The 22,502-nt window shown below is 61.6% G+C and carries 25 protein-coding genes; 16 read left to right on the top strand and 9 right to left on the bottom strand.

All coding sequences use genetic code 11. The annotated features are described in order from the left end of the window. Positions 1-185: hypothetical protein (locus tag M0D64_RS41665; protein ID WP_266261923.1), on the top strand; the 185-nt coding region annotated here is incomplete at its 5' end. A gap of 4 nt (positions 186-189) precedes the next feature. On the opposite strand, the gene M0D64_RS41660 is transcribed toward M0D64_RS41665, so the two are convergent. Continuing rightward, entirely contained in the window at positions 190-1,017 is an 828-nt protein-coding gene (locus M0D64_RS41660; RefSeq protein ID WP_266261922.1) for an ABC transporter permease, read from the bottom strand. A gap of 65 nt (positions 1,018-1,082) precedes the next feature. Beyond that, complete coding sequence (nodI, locus tag M0D64_RS41655) at positions 1,083-1,997, bottom strand: nodulation factor ABC transporter ATP-binding protein NodI (RefSeq protein WP_266261921.1); 915 nt, start codon at positions 1,995-1,997, stop codon at positions 1,083-1,085. Positions 1,998-2,272: 275 nt separating this feature from the next. On the opposite strand from nodI, the gene M0D64_RS41650 reads away from it, so the two are divergent. Beyond that, complete coding sequence (locus tag M0D64_RS41650; protein ID WP_054034575.1) at positions 2,273-2,740, top strand: universal stress protein; 468 nt, start codon at positions 2,273-2,275, stop codon at positions 2,738-2,740. 141 nt (positions 2,741-2,881) lie between these two features. Here M0D64_RS41650 and M0D64_RS41645 read toward each other — a convergent pair whose 3' ends face one another. The 3 genes from M0D64_RS41645 to lexA form a co-directional block, all read right to left on the bottom strand. Beyond that, positions 2,882-3,523 carry a DUF2939 domain-containing protein gene (locus M0D64_RS41645; protein ID WP_154564836.1) on the bottom strand — a complete coding sequence of 214 codons (642 nt, stop codon included), beginning with the start codon at positions 3,521-3,523 and terminating at the stop codon, positions 2,882-2,884. 163 nt (positions 3,524-3,686) lie between these two features. Next, entirely contained in the window at positions 3,687-4,031 is a 345-nt protein-coding gene (locus M0D64_RS41640) for a hypothetical protein (protein WP_154564834.1), read from the bottom strand. Between the two features lie 58 nt (positions 4,032-4,089). Next, positions 4,090-4,740, bottom strand: a complete 651-nt coding sequence (gene lexA, locus M0D64_RS41635) for a transcriptional repressor LexA (protein ID WP_054034573.1) — start codon at positions 4,738-4,740, stop codon at positions 4,090-4,092. Positions 4,741-5,055: 315 nt separating this feature from the next. Between lexA and M0D64_RS41630 the strand changes: the two genes are divergently transcribed. The 6 genes from M0D64_RS41630 (at position 5,056) to M0D64_RS41605 (ending at position 11,523) form a co-directional block, all read left to right on the top strand. After that, entirely contained in the window at positions 5,056-6,105 is a 1,050-nt protein-coding gene (locus M0D64_RS41630; protein ID WP_266261920.1) for a sulfate ABC transporter substrate-binding protein, read from the top strand. A gap of 152 nt (positions 6,106-6,257) precedes the next feature. Then, positions 6,258-7,166 carry a sulfate ABC transporter permease subunit CysT gene (gene cysT / locus M0D64_RS41625; protein ID WP_266261919.1) on the top strand — a complete coding sequence of 303 codons (909 nt, stop codon included), beginning with the start codon at positions 6,258-6,260 and terminating at the stop codon, positions 7,164-7,166. After that, entirely contained in the window at positions 7,163-8,176 is a 1,014-nt protein-coding gene (cysW, locus tag M0D64_RS41620; RefSeq protein WP_266261918.1) for a sulfate ABC transporter permease subunit CysW, read from the top strand. The genes cysT and cysW overlap by 4 nt, the downstream gene beginning before the upstream one ends. Beyond that, the gene (locus M0D64_RS41615; protein ID WP_054034571.1) at positions 8,176-9,234 is read left to right on the top strand and encodes a sulfate/molybdate ABC transporter ATP-binding protein; all 1,059 of its coding nucleotides are present in this window, start codon (positions 8,176-8,178) and stop codon (positions 9,232-9,234) included. Before cysW ends, M0D64_RS41615 begins: the two co-directional genes overlap by 1 nt. 95 nt (positions 9,235-9,329) lie before the next feature. Further along, on the top strand, positions 9,330-10,256 hold the full coding sequence (locus M0D64_RS41610; RefSeq protein ID WP_093632609.1) for a CysB family HTH-type transcriptional regulator: 927 nt from the start codon (positions 9,330-9,332) through the stop codon (positions 10,254-10,256). Between the two features lie 223 nt (positions 10,257-10,479). Beyond that, positions 10,480-11,523: an asparaginase gene (locus M0D64_RS41605; RefSeq protein WP_266261917.1), complete on the top strand. Its 1,044-nt coding sequence runs from the start codon at positions 10,480-10,482 to the stop codon at positions 11,521-11,523. Between the two features lie 159 nt (positions 11,524-11,682). Here the strand turns inward: M0D64_RS41605 and M0D64_RS41600 are convergent, their stop codons facing one another. The 4 genes from M0D64_RS41600 to gcl form a co-directional block, all read right to left on the bottom strand. After that, positions 11,683-12,084 carry a DUF3597 domain-containing protein gene (locus tag M0D64_RS41600; protein WP_154564822.1) on the bottom strand — a complete coding sequence of 134 codons (402 nt, stop codon included), beginning with the start codon at positions 12,082-12,084 and terminating at the stop codon, positions 11,683-11,685. A 538-nt stretch (positions 12,085-12,622) separates the two neighbouring features. Continuing rightward, a complete protein-coding gene (locus tag M0D64_RS41595) occupies positions 12,623-13,531 on the bottom strand; it encodes a 2-hydroxy-3-oxopropionate reductase (protein ID WP_054034569.1) in 909 nt (302 codons plus the stop codon). Positions 13,532-13,600: 69 nt separating this feature from the next. After that, positions 13,601-14,410: a hydroxypyruvate isomerase gene (gene hyi / locus M0D64_RS41590; protein ID WP_266261916.1), complete on the bottom strand. Its 810-nt coding sequence runs from the start codon at positions 14,408-14,410 to the stop codon at positions 13,601-13,603. A gap of 110 nt (positions 14,411-14,520) precedes the next feature. After that, positions 14,521-16,296, bottom strand: coding sequence for a glyoxylate carboligase (gene gcl / locus M0D64_RS41585; RefSeq protein WP_266261915.1), 1,776 nt, complete (start codon positions 16,294-16,296; stop codon positions 14,521-14,523). 280 nt (positions 16,297-16,576) lie between these two features. Here gcl and M0D64_RS41580 point away from each other — a divergent pair, with 280 nt between their 5' ends. The 8 genes from M0D64_RS41580 (at position 16,577) to M0D64_RS41545 (ending at position 22,495) form a co-directional block, all read left to right on the top strand. Then, entirely contained in the window at positions 16,577-17,491 is a 915-nt protein-coding gene (locus tag M0D64_RS41580; protein WP_266261914.1) for a LysR family transcriptional regulator, read from the top strand. Between the two features lie 119 nt (positions 17,492-17,610). Beyond that, positions 17,611-18,330, top strand: coding sequence for an RNA polymerase sigma factor (locus M0D64_RS41575; RefSeq protein ID WP_266261913.1), 720 nt, complete (start codon positions 17,611-17,613; stop codon positions 18,328-18,330). Beyond that, the gene (locus M0D64_RS41570; RefSeq protein WP_266261912.1) at positions 18,320-19,243 is read left to right on the top strand and encodes an anti-sigma factor; all 924 of its coding nucleotides are present in this window, start codon (positions 18,320-18,322) and stop codon (positions 19,241-19,243) included. The genes M0D64_RS41575 and M0D64_RS41570 overlap by 11 nt, the downstream gene beginning before the upstream one ends. A gap of 235 nt (positions 19,244-19,478) precedes the next feature. Further along, on the top strand, positions 19,479-19,853 hold the full coding sequence (gene rpsF, locus M0D64_RS41565; protein WP_006048823.1) for a 30S ribosomal protein S6: 375 nt from the start codon (positions 19,479-19,481) through the stop codon (positions 19,851-19,853). A gap of 51 nt (positions 19,854-19,904) precedes the next feature. Further along, positions 19,905-20,204 carry a primosomal replication protein N gene (gene priB / locus M0D64_RS41560; protein ID WP_028196682.1) on the top strand — a complete coding sequence of 100 codons (300 nt, stop codon included), beginning with the start codon at positions 19,905-19,907 and terminating at the stop codon, positions 20,202-20,204. A 2-nt stretch (positions 20,205-20,206) separates the two neighbouring features. Further along, positions 20,207-20,482, top strand: coding sequence for a 30S ribosomal protein S18 (gene rpsR / locus M0D64_RS41555; protein WP_007182109.1), 276 nt, complete (start codon positions 20,207-20,209; stop codon positions 20,480-20,482). Between the two features lie 27 nt (positions 20,483-20,509). Further along, the gene (gene rplI, locus M0D64_RS41550; protein WP_054034563.1) at positions 20,510-20,962 is read left to right on the top strand and encodes a 50S ribosomal protein L9; all 453 of its coding nucleotides are present in this window, start codon (positions 20,510-20,512) and stop codon (positions 20,960-20,962) included. Between the two features lie 147 nt (positions 20,963-21,109). Continuing rightward, positions 21,110-22,495 (top strand): replicative DNA helicase, encoded by a 1,386-nt coding sequence (locus M0D64_RS41545; RefSeq protein WP_063495982.1) that lies wholly within the window; start codon positions 21,110-21,112, stop codon positions 22,493-22,495. The last annotated feature ends 7 nt before the right edge of the window (positions 22,496-22,502 follow it).

Genomic DNA, 22,502 nt, shown 5'->3' with positions numbered 1-22,502 from the left:
AAAGAGAAGTAGGTGCCGCCCCGCACAGGGGCAACGCTAATAGACCACTAGCAAAACAAGGAAAGGCCAACGCCATAAGAACACGGACAAAAAGCGTCGAGCAGGCACTAGATCAAGGAAAGGCCAAAGCCCTAAGAACACCGACAAAAAGCGCCGCGCAGGCAAAAAACCGGCCGCAGGCCTAAATCTTTATTTCATCATCCTGCGCCGAAACAAAACCGCCGAAACAACAAACCCACCCACCGCATAAGCCACCAGCACGGCAACATGCAAAACAGCACCATCAACAGGCCGCCCAAGCATAGCCGGCCGAATCAGATCGACAGCATGCGCCAAAGGCAAAAGCTCAGTCACAACCCGCGCCGCAGCAGGCAACTGTGAAACAGGAAAGAACACCCCAGACAACAGCAACATCGGCGTCAACACCAACGTCTGATAAAACATAAAAAAGTCATACGACGGAGCAAGCGCCGTCACCACCATCGCGACACTCGCGAACACGAGCCCTGTTAACACGATCACCGGCAACGCCAGCAACATCGACGGAAAAGTCGCGTAACCGAGCCCCCCCGCGACCAGCATGATCGCCGCGCCCGATAGCATCGACTTGCTCCCCGCCCAGATCACCTCGCCAAGCACGATGTCGCCGAGCGTGAGCGGCGTATGCATGATCGCCTCCCAGGTGCGCTGTACGTGCATGCGCGAAAACCCCGAGTACATCGACTCGAAACTCGCCGACATCATCACGCTCGATGCCACCGTGCCGGCAGCGAGAAACGCGATATACGACACGCCGTCGACATGCCCGACCATCAGCCCGAGCCCGAAGCCCAGGCCAAACAGGTAGATCATCGGGTCAGCAAGATTGCCAAACATCGACGCAATTGCGAGCTTTCGCCAGACCAGATAGTTGCGGCGCCACACCGCAATCCAGTTGACGGCGTTGGCAGGGAAAGCGGCGAAGGTTTCCTGCTTCGGCGGTGTCTCGCCGTGCGGTTCGTAAGTGCGTGCGTCCATTGCGTGTCTCTTGCCGTGTCGTTATAGCTGTAGAGGATTGCGGGCTGAGCCGATGTCGATACGCGTCAGTCCTGCATCTCGCGCCCGGTCAGACGCAGGAACACATCTTCCAGATTCGCCGGGCGATGCAGGTAGCGCAGATCGGCGCGCTGCTTGAGCCGGGCATGCACGGGCTGGGCGTCGTTCACATAGCAGAAGAGCGTCTCGCCACTGATCTCGGTGCGCTCGACAAGCGGCGCCAGTTCGTCGCGCAACGCAACCGGATCGGGTCCGAAGATTTCGATCACATCACAGCCAATCTCCGATGCGATCAATGCACGCGGCGCGCCTTCGGCGATCTTGCGGCCTTCCTCGATCACGCAGAGGCGGTGGCACAGCCGTTCGGCCTCTTCCATAAAGTGCGTGGTCAGCAGAATGGTCTTGCCGCGTGCGAGCAGCGAGCGCAGCCGTTCCCAGATCAGGTGGCGCGCTTGTGGATCGAGGCCGGTGGTCGGCTCGTCCATGATCAGCACGTCGGGATCGTTGACGAGCGCGCGAGCCAGCGTCAGGCGCCGTTTCATGCCGCCCGACAGTTCGCTCACACGTGCATCCGCCTTGCTTTCGAGACGCGCGAACTCGAGCAGCGACGGCACCATCTCGCGGCATTGCGCGGCGCTCAGACCGAAGTAGCGGCCGAATACCAGCAGGTTTTCGCGGACCGTGAAATCGGGATCGAGATTGTCGAACTGCGGTACGACGCCGACACGCGCCCGGGCCACGCGCGCGCGGCCGGGAATCGGCTCGCCGCACAGGCGGATCGTGCCGGCATCCGGTGCGGCGATGCCGAGCAGCATGCGCAACGTGGTGGTCTTGCCTGCGCCGTTCGGGCCGAGCAGGCCGAAACATTCGCCGGCGTTGACATGAAACGACAGTCCGTCGACGACCGTCTTTTCGCCGTAGCTTTTTTTAACCTGGTGGAATTCAATGGCGGCTTCAGACATGGATCGATCGAGGCTCCGCGAAAAGACGCAAATGGCCGGTAAGGCCGCTCATTCTATGGCATCGGTAGTGAGGTGTTGATCGTCACTGGATGCGCCGGACGGCGTTTCTTGCGCTGCGGCAAAGGCTCGTGGGTGACTCAAACCCAGCCCAAACCCGCCACAAATCCAGCGCGCACCGGTTTAGGGCGCACTTAGCGTTTTCCATCCCTTGCAACCTGAATTGCGGCGCACCATGATTCATTCAGACCGCGTTCCTCGCGGATGGGAGAAAAATCATGGCGAGCTACCAGAAAATCCTGCTGTGCTACGACGGCTCGCGCGAAGGCCGCAAAGCGTTACGTTGCGGCGCCGACCTGGCGTTGGATCTGAAGGCGGAAACGCACCTACTATCAGTGGTTGACATGCGCTCGAGCATTGCGCAAAGCGCGGGCCTGCTGACTGATGTGGCCTGCGGCAGCTTCGAAAAAACAGCCCGCGACATCCTGCAGGAAGGGGTGGACTGGCTCACCGAACGCGGCGTGACCGCGCAAGGACATTTTGCGTTTGGCCATCCGATCGACGAGATCGCCAATCTTGCTAACGAATTGCATGTCGACCTCGTGGTGGTCGGCCATCGTTGCCGCACCGGGCTATCACGATGGTGGATGGGCGCGGGCAATACCCCGCTGCTCGATCGGGTCTCATGCAGCATTCTGGTGGCGTGCTCTTCCGCGCAGGAGCAGCAGCAAGCGGCGGCGGCCTGACGCACGGCGGGGCGAAGCGCGTGGACTGGATTGAATGAGTTGAATGAGCCACGTGGCCGAACGGTCGCCGCGTTCGCGGCGATCGCTTCGGCCAAACCGTGATTCGCTCATACGCTCAAGTCGATAACGAGCGCCGGGCGATCACTCGTTCAGATTGACCGCCGCCAGCTTCCATGTGAACAAACCTTCGCGCCGCAAAATCGCCGAGTAACGCGCGTCACCAGCGCCATGCTGATAGCTGACGACGAACTCGTTAAGGCCGCGATAGCCCGCCGTGGTTTGCGGCGGTTGGGGTGGCGTGGTGCTGTTCCCGTTGTTACCTGTAGCAGGGTGCGCTGGTTCCTGTGCAGGAGCCGTTGCGGCCGGCGGATTGTCGGTGCCAGCCGGAACAGGAGGGCGCTCGCCCGGGTTGCCGCGCGGTGGCATGCCGTTCAGCAATGCCGCGACGCCGTCGGGTGTTGCATAAGCGTCGACCAGCGGGCCGATCAAGGCCACGCCGATCATCGCGCCAATCGCCGCGAACGGATTGCCGTTGCCTTGCACGTCGAGCCGACGCGTCAACAAGCCGGTGACTTGCTGCTTCAGGCTCTCGCGCAACGCGGGAAAGTCGACGTATTCATTGACGGTTTGCGCATCACGCGCATCCGCTGCGCGTTTGAGCTTATTCAGCGCCATGTAAGGCGACGCGTAACTGAACCCCAACGCGGCAATCACCACAATCACAATCAAGGTGACGATCAGTGGCCGGGCGGCATTGCGTTTCGTGCGTGTTGAAACTGCCATTGAGTGGGACTCTCCATCAGGTGTGATCTAACGTGGACCGCGGCCACGCAAAAACGATCCCAGGCGATGCGATATCCGAAAAGGCGCGGGCGGGTGAACGACCGTACGCCGGGTTTCGCGCGTAGTAAAGCCGCAATGGAATGCGGTGCACGCGCAGTGCGGTTTATGACTCGAACACCGCGCCGTGCACGTTGGCCTCATCTGCGATGCAACGATCGATCATGCGGCACACCGCGTCTACCGTGCCGACCATGATCAGCCGCGACGGCCCGTGATACACGCGCACCGGTGCGCGGCGCGCGGGTTCAGCCGTATTCAGCCCCGAGTTCAACGACACGCGAGCAAAAGCCGGCAACGAGGACGGCAAGCCCGGTACGCCGACGGGTGCATCAAACAGCGATGGAGTACTGGCGGAGGACGCCTCGATCAGCGAACACGGCACCAGCTTGCGCAGATGACGCAAACGACCAAACTGGCGAAAAGGCAGCAGGCGGGCAAGGCGTTCCATGAGTCTCTCCAGGCGATTCAACGTTGGGGCAGCTTTGGGTTGGCTAACACGTGGGCAGTTAGAACTCGCCCGGGCGGATCAGCCCGACGGCGATGCCCTCGAGCGCAAACTCCGCGCTGCCGGTTTCAACGAAGATGTTGTCGTAATCGGGGTTCTCGGCGATCAGCTCGATGCCGTTCGGCCGGCGCTTCAGGCGCTTGACCGTCACATCGTCGCCAAGCCGCGCGATGATGATCTGGCCATCTTTAGCTTCGCTTTTCTTCTGCACCGCGAGCAGGTCGCCGTCGAAGATGCCCGCGTCGCGCATGGACAGCCCACGCACCTTCAGCAGGTAGTCCGGCTTGCTCGAGAACAGCGCCGGGTCGCACGCATAGTGCTGCGAGATATGTTCCTGCGCGAGGATCGGGCTACCCGCGGCAACCCGGCCGATCAGCGGCAACGACAGTTGCATGATGCTGGCGTGCGGCAGCGTGAACTGGTACGGCGAATCTTCCGATCCGCCCAGCAGGCGAATACCACGCGATGCGCCGGCCGCCAGTTCGATCACGCCCTTGCGGGCGAGGGCGCGCAGATGTTCTTCTGCCGAGTTGGCCGAGCTGAAACCCAGCTCGGCGGCGATCTCCGCGCGGGTGGGCGGAAAGCCGGTGCGTTCGATGGCCCGGCGGATCAGATCGAAAACCTGCTGCTGTCGTGCGGTGAGTTTGGTCATGGCGCCACTGTATGTATGAACAGGTGCCTGTATTTTTATACAGTATTCCGCGCAATTCAAGCTTTACTTTAAGTTCGTGTCCTGGGGTGGCGTTCCAGCGTCGTAAATGGACGCTTCAACACCCGTTTTCGTGCCGCAACGCCTTATCCGGCCGTCATTACCACTTTTGCGTATTAAAGAATGAAGAAACATTATTTTTAATGATGAAAGCTCTTCGATAGACTGCCCTTCGAGTTGGCGCTCATGTGCACGTGACCGCGACGTAGAACAACACCACACGCTGTTTCAGCGGACCACAACGCGGAGAAAGTTGGCATGAACCATCAAGGCACGGGGCTGGCAGGCAAGACCAGAAAACTTATCGCGGCGCTCGCATTCGGCGCAGTCGGTACGATCGCCGCGGTCGGCGTCACGGCGCAGGCACATGCAGCCGACACGACGCTGCTGAACGTGTCGTACGACCCGACCCGCGAGCTGTACCAGGATGTCAACCAGGCATTCGGCAAGGAATGGAAGGCGAAAACGGGCGAGACGATCACCTTCAAGCAGTCGCACGGCGGCTCGGGTGCGCAAGCCCGCTCGGTGCTGGACGGTTTGCAGGCGGACGTCGTGACGCTGGCGCTTGCCTATGACATCGACGCGCTGGCTAACAAAGGTTTGCTCGACAAGGGCTGGCAAAAGCGTTTGCCGGACAACGCCTCGCCGTACACGTCGACGATCGTGTTTCTGGTGCGCAAGGGCAACCCGAAGCACATCAAGGATTGGGACGATCTGATCAAGCCGGGTGTGTCGATCGTCACGCCGAATCCGAAGACCTCGGGTGGCGCGCGCTGGAACTACCTGGCCGCGTGGGCCTATGCTGAACATCAGCCGGGTGGCAACGACCAGAAGGCGAAGGAGTTCGTCGGCAAGCTCTATAAGAATGCCGGCGTGCTGGATTCGGGCGCGCGTGGCGCGACCACCAGCTTCGTGCAACGCGGTATCGGCGACGTGCTGATTGCGTGGGAAAACGAAGCGTTCCTGTCGCTGAAGGAGTTCGGTCCGGACAAGTTTGAAATCGTGGTGCCGTCGGTGAGCATTCTGGCTGAACCGCCGGTTGCGGTGGTGGACAAGGTGGTCGACAAGCACGGCACGCGCAAAGTGGCGGAAGCGTATCTGAACTTCCTGTACAGCGAGGAAGGTCAGGAAATCGCGGCGAAGAACTTCTACCGTCCGCGTTCGAACAAGGTGCCGGCCGAGCTGACCTCGAAATTTCCGAAGCTGAAGTTGTACACGGTGGACGATTCGTTCGGCGGCTGGGCGAACGCGCAGAAGACCCACTTTGCCGACGGCGGCGTGTTCGATTCGATCTACTCGCCGCAGTAACGGGTAGTCAGCCAGACGAGATGCGCAGTTAGACGCCGCAGTTGAACGCGTAGTCACACTTCGCCAGAAAGCGTGCCGGCGAGGCGCGCTTTTTGGCCAGCCAGGCGGCCGAAAAAAGAGCCGCCGGCCTCAACCCTGAAAGAGTACTGAGCATGACGACGTTGACCTTCCGAAAACCGAGCGCCTTGCCCGGTTTTGGCCTGACACTCGGCATCACGGTGGCTTATCTGAGCCTCGTGGTGCTGATTCCACTTGCGGCGACCTTTCTCAAGACCGCGACGCTCGACTGGCCTCAGTTCGTGCGCGCGGTGAGCTCGCCGCGCGTGCTCGCGTCGTATCGCCTGACGTTTTTCTCTGCGCTCGGTGGCGCGCTGATCAACGCGGTGTTTGGCTTTCTGGTTGCGTGGGTGCTGGTGCGTTATACCTTCCCGTTCAAGCGTATCGTCGACGCGGTGGTCGATCTGCCGTTTGCTTTGCCGACCTCTGTGGCCGGTATATCGCTTGCGGCGGTGTATGCGGGCAACGGCTGGATCGGACAGTTTCTCGAGCCGCTCGGCATCAAGATCGCTTTCACGCCGGCCGGCGTGCTGATCGCGCTGACCTTTATCGGTTTGCCGTTCGTCGTACGAACCGTGCAGCCGGTGCTCGAAGAGTTCGAGCGCGAACAGGAAGAGGCGGCTGCGTGCCTCGGCGCGTCGCGTTGGCTGACGTTTCGGCGCGTGGTGCTGCCTGCGGTGTTCCCGGCCTTGCTCACGGGTTTCGCGCTGGCGTTCGCGCGGGCGCTCGGCGAATACGGCTCGGTGATTTTCATCGCCGGTAACGTGCCGATGAAATCGGAAATCACGTCGCTGCTGATCATTACCAAGCTCGAACAATACGATTACGCCGGCGCCACCGCGATTGCGGTCGTAATGCTGGTGGTGTCGTTCCTGATGCTGTTGTTGATCAATACGCTGCAGTGGTATCTGCAGCGCCGGACGGGACGTGGCGGCGCGGGCCCGGCGCCTGCCGCAGCGAGTGTGGCGGCGATCGGTGTCGGTGTCGGCGGAGGTGTGCAATGAGCCGCAACTCCCTGAATAGCGCGGATGCCACGACTGTTGCCGTGGCGCCGCGCGCGCCGCTCAATATCGCACGCCGGCCCGATCCGGTTACCGAACCACCCGTCGTGCGCTGGATTCTGACGGGCATCGCGTTGCTGTTTCTCGCGTTGTTTCTCGTCGTGCCGCTCGTCGCCGTGTTCTATCAGGCCTTGAGCAAGGGCATCGGCTTCTATCTGGAATCGCTGGCCGATCCGGATGCGTTGTCGGCCATCAAGCTCACCGTGATCACGGCCGCGATCGCTGTGCCGCTGAATCTTGTGTTCGGCCTCGCGGCGTCATGGTGTATCGCCAAGTTCGAGTTCCGTGGCAAGGCATTGCTGACCACGTTGATCGATCTGCCGTTCTCGGTTTCGCCGGTGATCTCCGGTTTGATCTACGTGCTGATGTTCGGCGCGCAGGGCTGGTTCGGCCCGTGGCTGCAGGACCATAACGTGCAGATCATCTTCGCGGTGCCGGGCATCGTGCTGGCGACGATCTTCGTCACATTCCCGTTCGTCGCGCGTGAATTGATTCCGCTGATGCAGGCGCAAGGCAACGACGAAGAAGAGGCCGCGCATGTACTCGGCGCATCGGGCTGGCAGATCTTTCGGCGCGTCACGCTGCCGAACGTGAAATGGGGTCTGCTGTACGGCGTGATCCTGTGTAACGCGCGGGCGATGGGTGAGTTCGGCGCGGTGTCGGTGGTGTCCGGCCACATTCGCGGCCAGACCGACACGATGCCGCTGCACGTCGAAATTCTCTATAACGAATACAACTTCTCGGCGGCGTTTGCCGTGGCGTCGGTGCTGGCCTTGCTCGCACTCGTAACGCTCGGCCTGAAGCTGCTCGCCGAGCGCCATATGTCGGCGGAACTGTCGGCTGCGCGTGATGTGCCGGCGTATGCAGGGCCGGTCACGCCGCCGTCCGCGTCACAATCCGTCAATGCAACGCATGCACCGCATCAACACGCGCTCAAGCAAGGAGAGCTGTAATGGGTATCACCGTTCGTAACCTGCAAAAGCGCTTCGGCGATTTCGTCGCGCTCGACAACGTTTCGCTCGATTTTCCGCCGGGCGAGCTGGTTGCGCTGCTCGGGCCGTCGGGTTGTGGCAAGACCACCTTGCTGCGTGTGATTGCGGGCCTCGAATACGCGGATGCCGGCCAGGTCGTGCTGCAAGGCCAGGACGTGGCGACGGTCGGCGCGCGCGAGCGTGAAGTCGGCTTCGTGTTCCAGCATTACGCGCTGTTCCGTCATATGACGGTGTTCGAGAACGTGGCGTTCGGCTTGCGTGTGAAACCCCGCAAGGAGCGGCCTTCGGAAGCGGTGATTCGCGAGAAGGTGCATGAACTGCTGAAGCTCGTGCAACTCGACTGGCTCGCGCAACGTTACCCGTCGGAATTGTCGGGTGGTCAGCGCCAGCGGATTGCGTTGGCGCGTGCGCTCGCTGTCGAACCGAAGGTCCTGCTGCTCGACGAGCCGTTTGGCGCGCTTGATGCGAAGGTGCGCAAGGAATTGCGTAGCTGGCTGCGTCGTTTGCATGACGATCTGCATATCTCGACGATCTTTGTCACGCACGATCAGGAAGAAGCGCTTGAAGTGGCAGACCGTATTGTCGTGTTGAATCGTGGGCATGTGGAGCAGGTGGGCAGTCCGCAGGACGTGTACGACCATCCGCAAACCTCGTTCGTCTACGAGTTTCTCGGCGCGGCGAACCGTCTGCATGGCAACGTGGATGCGAGCGGCTTCGTGGTCGACGGCGCGGCGTTGCCGGTCGCGATCACGGCCGGTTTCAGCGGACCGGCGTTCGCCTATGTACGTCCGCACGATCTGCAGTTGTATCCGCAAGCATCCGGCCATCGCGAAGGCATTGTGGTCGACGTGCGGCGCGTGGTGACGCTCGGCGGCTCGGTGCGTGTGGAACTGGCGGGCCGCGAAGGCAATGTGCTCGAGGCTGAACTCGATCGCGAATCGTGGCGCGATCTGCAACTGTCGATCGGCGACGGCGTGACGGCTGTGCCGCGCGCGCTGCGCGTATTTCCGGCGCAATAGGCGGCGCCACGAGCAGCAACACAGGCAGCGCAACAACACTCGGCGTTTCAATCAAACTCTAATAACTCAACTCTGGCTCAACCGGAGACATACAGATGAACTTTCAGCAATTGCGCTTTGTGCGCGAGGCCGTGCGTCAGAACATGAATCTGACTGAGGTGGCGAACGTGTTGTACACGTCGCAGTCGGGCGTATCGAAGCAGATCAAGGATCTGGAAGACGAACTCGGCGTCGATATTTTCATCCGGCGCGGCAAGCGTCTGACGGGCCTCACCGAGCCGGGCAAGGCGGTGCATCAGTTGATCGAGCGGATGTTGCTCGATGCGGAGAATCTGCGCCGCGTCGCGCGTCAGTATGCCGATCAGGACAGCGGCCACCTCGTCGTGGCGACGACTCACACGCAGGCGCGTTACGCGCTGCCGAAGGTGATTCGGCAATTTACCGAGGTGTTCCCGAAGGTGCATCTGGCGTTGCGCCAGGGCAGCCCGCAACAGATTGCGCAGATGATCATCAACGGCGAAGCGGACATCGGCATTTCGACGGAAGCGCTCGACCGCTTTCCCGATATCGTCACGTTCCCGTGCTATTCGTGGCATCACGTCGTGGTGGTGCCGAAGGGGCATCCGCTGGTTGGCCGCGAGAATCTGACGCTCGACGAGATTGCCGAATTCCCGATCGTCACGTACGACCAGGACTTCACGGGCCGCTCGCACATCGACCAGGCGTTCGCGAAAGCGGGTGCGTTGCCCGACGTCGTGTTGACCGCCATCGATGCCGACGTGATCAAGACTTACGTCGAACTCGGCATGGGTATCGGCGTGGTTGCCGCGATGGCCTACGATCCGAAGCGCGACACGGAACTGGTCGCGCTGGATACGCAGCATCTGTTCGAAGCGAGCACGACGCGGGTTGGCTTGCGCAAGGGCGCGTTCCTGCGCGCGTATGCGTACCGGCTGATCGAAATGTTCGCGCCGCAGTTGAATGAAGCGGAAATCGCCGCACAGTTGCGCGAAGCGGTTTGAGGGATGCGCCGGATCGTCACGGTTCGGCGCAGGGCACGAACGGCGCCGCGTGAATTCATGGCGCCGCCAGTGCGAACTTCATGCGGGTTGCGGCTGGCCTTGATGTAAGGGCTGCGCAAACTCGTGGCGCAAAGAGCGCGCCGGCCTCATCCAGCTCCGAAACGAACGGGTATCCGTTTTTTCACGCATGGCGGCGCGTGGCGCATCGCTTACAATCGCCGCCATGAACACTTTGACTTCTTCCTCCACCACGCCTTCAGACGAAGGCGCCACGCCGCTGCTGCCACGCATCGCCGTGCTGGCGACCGGCGGCACGATCGCCGGCGCGGCCGCGGACGCGACCAACACATCGGGCTATCAGGCCGGTGTGGTCGGCGTCGAGCAGTTGCTGGCCGTGGTGCCGGCCTTGTCCACGGTGGCGCGCATCGCGCCCGAGCAGATTGCCAGCGTCGACAGTAAAGACATGGAAATGTCGCTGTGGACCACGCTCGCACAACGCATCAACACGCTGCTCGCCGACGATGACGTCGACGGCGTGGTGGTCACACATGGCACCGATACGCTCGAAGAAACCGCCTATCTGCTGCATCTGACGATCAAGTCGGATAAGCCGGTCGTGCTGACCGCCGCCATGCGCCCGGCGTCGGCGCTGTCCGCCGATGGTCCGCTGAATCTGCTGAACGCCGTGACGGTCGCGGCGCACGTGGGTTCGCGCGGGCAGGGCGTGCTGGTGGCGTTCAACAACAAGATCCACAGCGCACGCGACGTGATCAAGACGAGCACGTATGCGGTCGATGCCTTCCAGTCTCCGGATATCGGCGCGCTCGGCTGGGTGCAGGACGGTCGCGTCGAATTCCAGCGCAGCGCGGTGCGTCCGCATACGCTCGCGACCGAATTCGTGATCGGCGCGAAGTGGCCGCATGTGGAGATCGTCGCGAGTTACGCGGGCGTCTCGCGTATTGCTGTGGACGCATTGGTCGCCGCTGGTGTGCGCGGTATCGTCGTGGCGGGCACGGGTAACGGCTCGATTCACGCTTCGGTGCAGCAGGCGCTGGCCGATGCCGCTTCGCAAGGCGTCGTGGTGGTGCGTGCGTCGCGCGTGGGTTCAGGGCATGTGATGCGCAACGGCGCGGCCGCCGACGATGCACTCGGTTTCGTCAGCGCAGGTTCGCTGAATCCGTACAAGGCGCGCGTGCTGCTGATGCTGGCATTGGCCGCGGGCGGCACAGGGCCGGTTGCGTTGCAGAAGACTTTCGATACGTACTGATTGATTGAGCGCGGGCGGCCCGGTTCAAAGTCAGAACTGTGTCCCGCACATGAAGCTTGAATGACAACGCGGCGCCCAGGTCATCGACCCGAGCGCCGCGTTGTCGTTTCAGCTTGAGGTTTATCGCTGTCGCCGGAAACAGGCGACGCCGGCAAGCAGTTAGCCCGCCAGATCCGGAGGCAGCTTCCCGCCGTTCGCCGCCAGCGCTTGCATCACCTGTTTGTGCAGCCAGATGTTCATGCTCGCCGAATCGTTCGTGTCGCCGCTGTACTTCAGTTCCTGTGCGAGTTGCTTGCGATGCTCGAGGCTGCTGTCGACGCCGAGCGCTTTCAGCGTGTCGACGATCGACGTGCGCCAGTTCAACGTTTGCCCGCTCTCACTCACGAACTGGTCCATGACGACAGCGACGTCGACGTCAGTCAGCGGCGGCGGTGCCGGTGCAGCGTCCGGTGCGGCAGCTTGTGCCGCTGCCGGATCCGGTGTCGGCTCAACCGCAGGCGCAGGCTGGTCGGGCTTCGCTTTGCCGAAGAGCTTGTTTACGATGTCACCAAAGATACTCATGCTGAATCCTTTGCAGAGGGGTTACCGGCGCAAGCACATTCCGCTCACGGGTTGAACTCTGGTTGCGAATCGGCCGAATGAAACAGAGCACATGTGCTGCAATGATCGGCAAGCCACACGTGAACGCTGATACGCCAGCAACCAGACTCAACGAGTGTAGGAGAAAAGCGTGGAGGGATGTGTCAAAAAAGGTCGTGCTGCGGGCGCGGAGTTGCAAGCAAATGCAAGCAGACTTGCGAGCACACCTGCAAGGAGAGGTGCGGGCAGGCGGCGTGCATGATGCAGCCGCTGCGAGAGATTGGCGGAAAACGCATAAATTTGAAATCCGACAGCCGGACACCCGACGACGACGTCTGACCGACCAAGGCTTCCCCGGCGCCGCCGGGTGCCGCTGCGGACCCCACTTGCCGCTCTCAGCCCAGAGCGGCACGATTTGCCCGTTCCGCCATGCATGCCGCACGACGAACCGGGCGCCCCACCTGCGGTCGCCACGACGGTCACGTTGAAATCGCAACCGTCACTGCAACCTTGTTGTTGCTTAAGCTGCCTTGGCTTCGCTACCCGGCGCTTGCGCGACTTCGTAGTTCGCCATGATTTCGAGCGCGCGCACCATTGCTGAGTGATCCCATGCCTTGCCGCCATTCGCTGCGCATACGCTGAACAGTTGCTGCGCGCTTGCCGTATGCGGCAGGGCGATACCCAGCTTGCGTGCGCCGTCGAGTGCGAGGTTCAGATCCTTCTGGTGCAATTCGATGCGGAAGCCCGGATCGAACTTACGCTTGGTCATACGCTCGCCATGCACTTCGAGAATGCGCGACGAAGCGAAGCCGCCCATCAATGCCTTGCGCACACGTTCCGGATCGGCGCCCGAGCGCGACGCGAACAGCAGCGCTTCAGCAACCGCTTCGATGTTCAGCGCGACGATGATCTGGTTCGCGACCTTGCAGGTTTGACCCGCGCCGTTGTCGCCGATCAGCGAGATGTTCTTGCCCATCAGTTCGAACAGCGGCTTGGCCAGCGCGAACGCTTTTTCCGGACCGCCGACCATGATCGTCAACGACGCTTCGCGCGCACCGACTTCGCCGCCCGAGACCGGTGCATCCAGGTAGTCGACGCCGAGGGCGTTGATCTTCTTCGCAAAGGCTTGCGTGTCGAGCGGCGAGATCGAGCTCATGTCGATCACGAGCTTGCCCTGCGTGAGGCCGGCGGCGACGCCGTCGTCCGCGAACAGCACGTTGGCGACGTCAGGCGTGTCCGGCACCATGATGATGACGATGTCGGCGGCTTGTGCGACTGCGGTCGAATTGGCGACCACGGTGGTCGTCTTGCTCAGATCTTCCGGCACCGGATAAGCGCCATTCACGAACAGCGAATGACCGCCCTTGATGAGGTTGCGCGCCATGTGCGCGCCCATGATGCCGAGGCCGATGAAACCGATCTTTGCCATGTGTCTAAATCTCCAGTGTTGTTTGGGGTGATATGCCTAAGCCGATCAATGAGTCGATCAATGATTCGATCAGGCAGCGGCGTGGGCTGCGCCGCGGGTTTGCCCGGCCACGCTCTGCACCCAGCCGAGGCCGGCGGCGGTGGTCGTGCGCGGTTTGTATTCGCAACCGACGTAGCCTTCGTAGCCGAGCGAGTCGAGCAGGTCGAACAGGAACGGGTAGTTGATTTCGCCGGTGCCCGGTTCGTTGCGGCCCGGGTTGTCGGCGAGCTGGATGTGCGCGATCTGCGGCAGATTCTTTTTGATCGTTGCCGCGAGTTCGCCTTCCATCCGTTGCATGTGATAGATGTCGTATTGCAGGAACAGATTGTCCGAACCCACCGCGCGAATCACGTCGAGGCCTTCGCCCGAACGGTTCAGCGCGAAGCCGGGGATGTCGTACGAATTGCACGGCTCGACCAGCAGCTTGATGCCGGCTTTTTTCAGTTCGCCGGCGGCGAAGCGCAGATTGTCGACGATCGTCGAACGTGCCTTGTCCGCATCGACGCCCGCAGTCGGAATGCCGACGAGGCAGTTCAGTTGCGGCACCTTCAGGGCGCTCGCGTATTCGATCGCGCGGCCGACACCTTCCTGAAACTCGCCTACGCGATCCGGCAGGCACGCGATGCCGCGTTCACCCGCTTCCCAGTTGCCCGCGGGCAGGTTGTGCAACACGAGTTTCAAACGGTTCTGCTGCAGACGTTCGCTCAATTCGGCGATCTGATACGGATACGGAAACAGGAATTCGACGGCGCTGAAGCCCGCGTCCGCTGCTGCCGTAAAGCGGTCGAGGAACGGGACTTCGTTGAACAGCATGGTGAGATTCGCTGCAAATTTCGGCATGGTGCTTTTTGTCTCGCTGGTCGGTCAGTGGAATAACTTCATGAGGCGATTCAGTTGCGTTGAATTGCTACGCGGCTGAATCGCGCTCATCTACTGCAAAGTCGGAAAGCTCAGTCGAGCATGCTGATTGCCGTCGGCGCGTCTTCGCGCTTCTCGGCCAGTTCTTCGAACTCGTTGATCGCGTCGATTTCGGTGCCCATCGAAATGTTGGTCACACGTTCGAGGATCACTTCGACGATCACCGGCACGTTGAACTCGGAGAGCATCGATTGCGCTTTCAGCAGGGCCGGCTTAAGTTCTTCCGGTTTGAACACGCGGATCGCCTTGCAACCCAGGCCTTCGGCAACCGCAACGTGGTCCACGCCGTAGCCGTTCGTCTCCGGCGAGTTGATGTTCTCGAAGCCGAGCTGCACGCAGAAGTCCATATCGAACGCGCGCTGTGCCTGGCGGATCAGGCCAAGGTACGAGTTGTTTACCACCACGTGCACGTACGGCAGCTTGAATTGCGCGCCGGCTGCCAGTTCTTCGATCATGAACTGGAAGTCGTAGTCGCCCGAGAGTGCGACGATCGGACGTTGCGGGTCTGCTGCACGCACGCCGAGCGCTGCCGGAATCGTCCAGCCGAGCGGGCCCGCCTGGCCGCAGTTGATCCAGTTGCGCGCCTTGTAGACGTGCAGGAATTGCGCGCCGGCGATCTGCGACAAACCGATCGTGCTCACGTAGCACGTATCGCGGCCGAACACCTGGTTCATCTCTTCGTACACGCGCTGCGGCTTCATCGGCACGTTGTCGAAGTGCGTCTTGCGCAGCATCGTCTTCTTGCGTTGCTGGCAATCGACGACCCATGCGCTGCGGTCCTTCAGCTTGCCGGCGGCCTTCCATTCCTTCGCTACTTCAACGAACAGTTCGAGCGCGAACTTCGCGTCCGACACGATACCGAGGTCCGGACCGAACACGCGGCCGATCTGCGTCGGCTCGATGTCTACATGCACGAACTTACGGCCCTTGGTGTAAACCTCGACGCTGCCCGTGTGACGGTTCGCCCAGCGGTTGCCGATGCCGAGCACGAAATCGGAGGCGAGCATCGTCGCGTTGCCGTAGCGGTGCGACGTTTGCAAGCCAACCATGCCGGCCATCAGCGGATGGTCGTCGGGAATCGCGCCCCACGACATCAACGTTGGGATCACCGGCACGCCGACGGTTTCGGCGAATTCGACCAGCAGGTCTTCAGCGACTGCGTTCAGCACGCCGCCACCCGAGACGATCAACGGCTTTTCAGCGTCATTCAAAAGCTTCAACGCGGCTTCGATCTGTTTGCGGGTCGCTTTCGGCTTGTAGACCGGCAGCGGCTCGTACGTGTCGATGTCGAATTCGATTTCCGCGAGTTGCACGTCGATCGGCAAGTCGACCAGCACCGGACCCGGACGGCCCGAGCGCATCAGGTGAAAGGCCTGCTGGAACACGCGCGGCACCAGCGCCGGTTCGCGCACGGTGACGGCCCACTTGGTGACCGGCTTGGCGATCGATTCGATATCGACGGCCTGGAAGTCTTCCTTGTACAGACGCGCACGCGGCGCCTGGCCCGTGATAGCCAGAATAGGAATCGAGTCAGCCTGAGCCGAGTACAAACCGGTGATCATGTCGGTGCCGGCAGGGCCCGAGGTGCCGATACACACGCCGATATTGCCCGGCTGGGCGCGCGTATAGCCTTCGGCCATGTGCGACGCACCTTCGACGTGACGCGCCAGCACGTGGCTGATGCTGCCTGCCTTGCGCATGGCCGAGTAGAACGGGTTGATTGCAGCGCCCGGAACGCCGAATGCGGTGTTGATGCCTTCTTTTTCGAGCACCAGCACGGCTGCGTCGACGGCTCTCATTTTGGCCATGAATGTCTCCTGAATGTCTGGGGTTGGCGAATAAGTGGGGTAACGAACTCGCTCACGGATGTGCAAACCACAAGGTGTTGATCGAACTGTAGGCTTCACCTAAAGGTTTGATAAGATCAGTCGAGGTCGCTTATTTCGAAACAAAAAGTATGGAATGCGTTAGCCTCGGGGCAGGGGCGGCGCGCAAAGCGGTTGCAACCCGCTTGCATGGGACCCGAGTAGCGCGCTATGGGGCTGGAGTAAGTGCTAAAGCGCCAACTCCGGTCGACAGGAGACAAAAATGGACCGCTTCAAACAAATCGAAACTTTCGTGCGGGTCGCCGACGCGGGCAGTCTCGCGGCGGCCGCGCTGGAAGAGGGGGTGTCGCCGGTGATTCTCGGGCGCCGCATTGACGCGCTGGAAAAGCGCCTCGGCGTGAAGCTGATGTACCGCTCGACGCGGCGCCTCGTGGTGAGCGAAGACGGCGCGGCGTTTCTCGAGCGCTGCCGCGGCTTGCTCACCGAATGGGATCAGGCGGAAAACGAACTGAGCGCCGGACGGCGCGCGGTGAACGGCCATCTGATCGTGTCGGCGCCGGCCGCCTTCGGGCGCAAGCACGTCGCACCGCTTGCGCCGGCTTTTCTCGCCGACAAGCCGGAATTGCAGGTGTCGTTCAACCTGACCGACCGGGTCGTGGACCTGGTGCGCGAGGGGTATGACCTGTCGATCCGGATCGGCGGTGCGGTCGATCCGAATTTCGTCGCGGTGAAGCTGGCGTCGAACCGGCGCGTGGTGTGCGGCACACCGGAATATTTCCGCAAATACGGCAAGCCGAAAACGCTCGAAGATCTGCCGCAGCACAATTGCCTCGCGTTCAACCTGCAAGGCGGGCAGAACCGCGGCTGGTACTTCCGCCGCAACGGCAAGCTGGCGACGGTACGGGTGGGCGGCACGCTCGACTGCAACGACGGTGAGCTGTTGCATCGCTGGGTGTCCGAAGGGCTCGGGCTCGGCTGGCGCTCCACGTGGGAAATTCAGCAGCAACTGGTGCGCGGCGAGCTGGAAACGGTGCTGGATGAATTCGCGCTGCCCGACTACGACATTCTGGCGGTCTATCCGCAGCAGCGTTACGTGCCGGCCAAGGTGCGCTACTTCATCGACTATCTGAAAGAGGTGTATGCCAGCGAGGATTACTGGAGTCGTCCGACTTACTGAGTACGGGGTTAAAGTAATTTTTCGCGGATTTCACGCGAAGGCGGGAATAAACTCGGTATGCAGCCGGTCATGTTGGATGACGAGTCAACAGCTTAGCCGCAATGCCCCGGAGGGCCGAGGTGGGTCAACCCGATTCAAATGCCGCCCGCGCGCACGACGCCGATGCAGCGAGGAACCGCCGTTTTCAGGAACTGGCGCTCCCGCATCTCGACGCCGCGTACAACCTTGCGCGCTGGCTGTGCGGCAACGCCAACGATGCCGACGACGTCGTGCAGGAAGCATTCATGCGCGCGTTTCGTTTCTTCGACACGTTCCGTGGTGACTCCGCGCGGCCGTGGCTGCTGGCGATCGTGCGCCGCACCTGGTACACGGAATGGCGGCGGCGCGCGTCGTCGCACGAGGTGGTCGAGTTCGACGACACCATGGACGAGGCGACCTTCGAAGGCTGGAGCGCGGGCGGCGCCGATCCGCAGACGCTCCTGATCCGCGATGAAGACACGAAGCTCGTGCACGAGGCGCTGGCGCAGTTGCCGGTCGAGTATCGGGAGGTGCTGATCCTGCGGGAGCTCGAAGAAATGGGTTATCGCGAGATCGCGATGGTCGCCGATGTGCCGATCGGCACGGTGATGTCGCGGCTCGCACGGGGCAGGCGCAAGCTGGCCGCGCTGCTGATGGCGAAGCAGGGCGGTGGAAGTCCGCCGCGAGCCACGGCGCCGGGTGCCTGCGCGGCACCCACGGCTTCTGTCACGCCACTCCGGGCGGCTTCCAACGGCCGTTCATCCAACAACCCCGGCGCGAGCGCTGCCGGCTTAACTCAGGAGACGCCAGATGGACTGTAACGAAGCGCGGCCGCTCCTCGATGCGAACGCCGACCACGAATTGCCCGCGCCGGATGCCCAGCGTGTCCAGCAGCATATCGAGAGCTGCGACGCCTGCCAGCGCGAAAGCGAAAATCTGCATACGTTGAGCGCCTCGCTGCGCGCACAGCCTTATTACCGGGCACCGGATGCCCTGCGGGCGCGGATTCTTGCTGCCCTCCCGGCGGGCGACACCGTCGTCGACGAGCCTGTAGAAGCTCCGCGGGCCGCTGCACAGCCGAGGCCGAAGCGAAACTGGCTGGGTAACTGGCTGAATGGCTGGCTGCGTCCGCAAGGCGCGATGGGGCGGCCGGGCGTAGGCTCAGGCTCAGGCGCAACGATCGGGCAGGGCTGGCTCGTCGCGCTGGTGGTCGCGCTAGGTGCGGTGGCGGTGGGCGTGACAATGAACCAGCATCGTCCCGTGCAAGGCGGCGGGTTTTCCGATGAACTGGTCGAAAGCCATGTGCGGGCGCAAATGTCCGGCCACGACATCGACGTCATTTCGACTGATCGGCACACGGTGAAGCCGTGGTTCAACGGCCGGATCGACTATTCGCCGCCGGTCGAGGACCTCGCGGCGAACGGTTTTCCGCTTGAAGGCGGCCGCCTGGATTACATCGCGCATCAGCGGGTGGCGGTGCTGGTCTACCGCTATCAGAAGCACATCATCGACGTCTACGTGTTTCCGGAAGCGCGCTCCGCCGATGCTGGACGAGAAGCCGCCGCCGGGCTTTCGATGGCGCAGACCCGCGAGGGTTACTCGCTTGCGCACTGGAACGCACAGGGGATGACCTGGTGGGCCGTCACCGACGCCGCGCCGGACGCGCTCCGCGGGCTCGAAACGGCGCTGAAAGCCCGTCTGGCGGGCGGCAGCGAGCAGACTGAGGGGGGCTGAGCGGGCTCAGCGTGCGCGATCCGGGGGGATTTTTCCGGGCGCGCACGCGCGGCGGCCGTTTGTCCCCGTTTATCCTCTTCGTCCTAAACCCTTGAAAACACAACCGATTCGCGTGCCGGATTAACGGGATATCTTGCAACCCGGCCCTAATCGCGTTACACTCTTTGGCTTCTCACTTGCCACACCGGTTCAGACGCCCGGGTGGCTCTAATCCACAAGTCCACAAGGAGTGTGTATGCGTCATTATGAAATCGTCTTTATTGTGCACCCCGATCAGAGCGAGCAAGTGCCCGCCATGATCGAGCGTTACAAGAGCACGATCACCTCGCACGGTGGCCAGATCCACCGTATCGAAGACTGGGGCCGTCGCCAACTGGCCTACATGATCGAGAAACTCGCGAAGGCTCACTACGTCTGCATGAACATCGAATGCGACCAAACCACGCTCGACGAGCTGGAACACGCATTCAAGTTCAATGACGCGGTTCTGCGTCACCTGATCGTCAAGATGAAGAAGGCCGAAACCGGCCCGTCGCCGATGATGAAGGAAGTGCAGCGCGAAGAAGCCAAGAAGTCGGCTGCTACGCAACCGTCCGAAGCGCAGGCTTAAGACACACTATTTAAGCTACCAGACGAAAGCGTCGCTCTCGCCAAAGGCTACATGAATCGGCTGCAACTTACGGCCAGCGTCGTTGAACGCGAACCGGTGCGGTATACCCCCGCCGGCGTTCCGATTGCAGGCTGCACGTTGCACCACCGCACGGAAGTCGTCGAAGCCGGCATTGCCCGGCAAGTCGAACTGACCATGCAGGCGGTAGCCGCAGGCGAGGCGAGCGGTAAGCTGGAAGGCTGTCAGATGGGCGTAGAAACGCTCTTCACAGGCTTTCTGGCGAAAAAGCACCGCAACGCAAGAACTCTGGTATTTCACATCACAGAATTGCAGGACATTGGAAAGGACTGAACATGCCCCGCCCGACTGGTAAGAAATTCGACAAGCGTCGTCAGCAACAAAATCCGCTCTTCAAGCGCAAGAAGTTCTGCCGTTTCACGGCCGCTGGCGTCGATCACATCGACTACAAAGACCTCGAAACGCTGAAGGACTTCATCGGCGAAAACGGCAAGATCACGCCGGCGCGTCTCACGGGTACGAAGTCGCACTATCAACGCCAGCTGGATACGGCAATCAAGCGCGCACGTTTCCTCGCGCTGGTGCCGTACACCGACCAGCACAAGGCCTAACCCGACGACGCGATAAGGAGTATCCGAATGCAAATTATTCTTCTGGAAAAAGTCGTCAATCTGGGCAACCTGGGCGATATCGTGAAGGTCAAGGACGGTTACGCACGTAACTTCCTGATCCCGAACAAGCAAGCTCGCCGTGCAACGAAGGAAGCCCTGGCTGAATTCGAAGTTCGCCGCGCAGAACTGGAAAAGATCGCCGCTGAAAAGCTGGCTGCCGCTCAAGCTCAAGGCGAAAAGCTGGCAGGCTCGACGGTTCAGATCAATCAGAAAGCTGGTGTCGACGGCCGTCTGTTCGGTTCGGTGACGAACGCGGACATCGCTGACGCACTGGTTAAGCAAGGCTTCGCAGTGGAAAAGGCGCAAGTGCGTCTGCCGGAAGGCCCGCTGAAGCTGGTTGGCGACCACGCTGTTCAGATCTCGCTGCACACCGACGTTCTCGTCGATGTCAACGTGGCTGTGATCGGCGAACACGTCTAAGCATCAGTTAGCATCTGCCAGGTTGTTGCTGGCAAAAGGCAGGGGCCGGGTGACCGGCCCCTGCCTTTTTTATTGCCCGTTTTCGATGCACCGAAGTATCGGTTTTTGATTTCCTTCCGCGCGCATTTACCCCGATAATTCCTCTCCATGAACGCACCGTCCAAAGATCCCCAAATCGAGTCGCTGAAAGTCCCGCCGCATTCGATCGAAGCCGAGCAGTCGGTGCTGGGCGGCCTGCTGCTCGACAACGCGGCATGGGACCGCATCGCCGACTTCCTGTCGCAGAGCGATTTTTACCGATACGACCACCGCATCATTTTCGAGCACATCGGCAAGCTGATCGCGGCGACGCGTCCGGCCGACGTGATTACCGTGTACGAGGCGCTCGGCACCTCGGGCAAGGCGGAAGAGGTCGGCGGTCTGGCGTACCTGAACGCGCTGGCGCAGAACACGCCGAGCGCGGCCAATATCCGCCGCTACGCGGAAATCGTGCGCGATCGTGCGGTACTGCGCCGCCTCGTGTCCGTGGCCGACGAGATTTCCGCCGACGCGTTCAACCCGCAGGGTAAGGAAGTTCGCCAGTTGCTGGACGAGGCTGAATCGAAGGTGTTTTCGATCGCTGAAGACGGCGCGCGCGGCACGCAGGGCTTCCTGGAGATCGGGCCGCTCCTGACCGAGGTGGTCGAGCGGATCGACACGCTGTATCACACCGCGAATCCGAGCGATGTGACGGGCACGCCGACTGGCTTTGTCGATCTGGATCGCATGACTTCCGGCATGCACGGCGGTGAGTTGATCATCGTGGCAGGGCGCCCGTCGATGGGTAAGACGGCGTTTTCGATGAACGTCGGCGAGTATGTGGCGGTCGAGTATGGCCTGCCGGTCGCCGTGTTCTCCATGGAAATGCCGGGTTCGCAGCTCACCATGCGTATGCTGGGCTCGGTCGGCCGGCTCGACCAGCACCGCATGCGGACCGGGCGTCTGACTGACGAGGATTGGCCGAAGCTCACGCACGCGGTGCAGAAAATGAGCGAGGCGCAGATTTTCATCGACGAAACCGGCGGCCTGAACCCGATGGAACTGCGCTCCCGCGCGCGTCGGCTGTCACGCCAGTGCGGCAAGCTCGGCCTGATCATCATCGACTATTTGCAACTGATGAGCGGTTCGTCGTCGGGTGAAAACCGTGCGACCGAAATCTCGGAAATCTCGCGTTCGCTGAAGAGTCTCGCCAAAGAACTCGACGTACCCGTGATCGCGTTGTCGCAGCTCAACCGGGGTCTCGAGCAGCGCCCGAACAAGCGGCCGATCATGTCCGACTTGCGCGAATCCGGCGCTATCGAACAGGATGCGGACGTCATTCTGTTCATTTACCGCGATGAGGTGTACAACCCGGACAGCCCGGACAAGGGTACGGCGGAGATTATCATCGGTAAACAGCGGAATGGTCCGATCGGTCCTGTTCGGCTCACGTTCCACGGTCAATTCACGAAGTTCGACAATTTTGCCGGCGCGCAGAATTTCTACAGCGAGTGAAGAGATA

The sequence above is a fragment of the Paraburkholderia sp. WS6 genome (assembly GCF_030464835.1).
Lineage (GTDB): Bacteria > Pseudomonadota > Gammaproteobacteria > Burkholderiales > Burkholderiaceae > Paraburkholderia > Paraburkholderia madseniana.
Note: the sequence above shows the minus strand (reverse complement) of the source record. Positions and strands in the feature narration are given on the sequence as shown.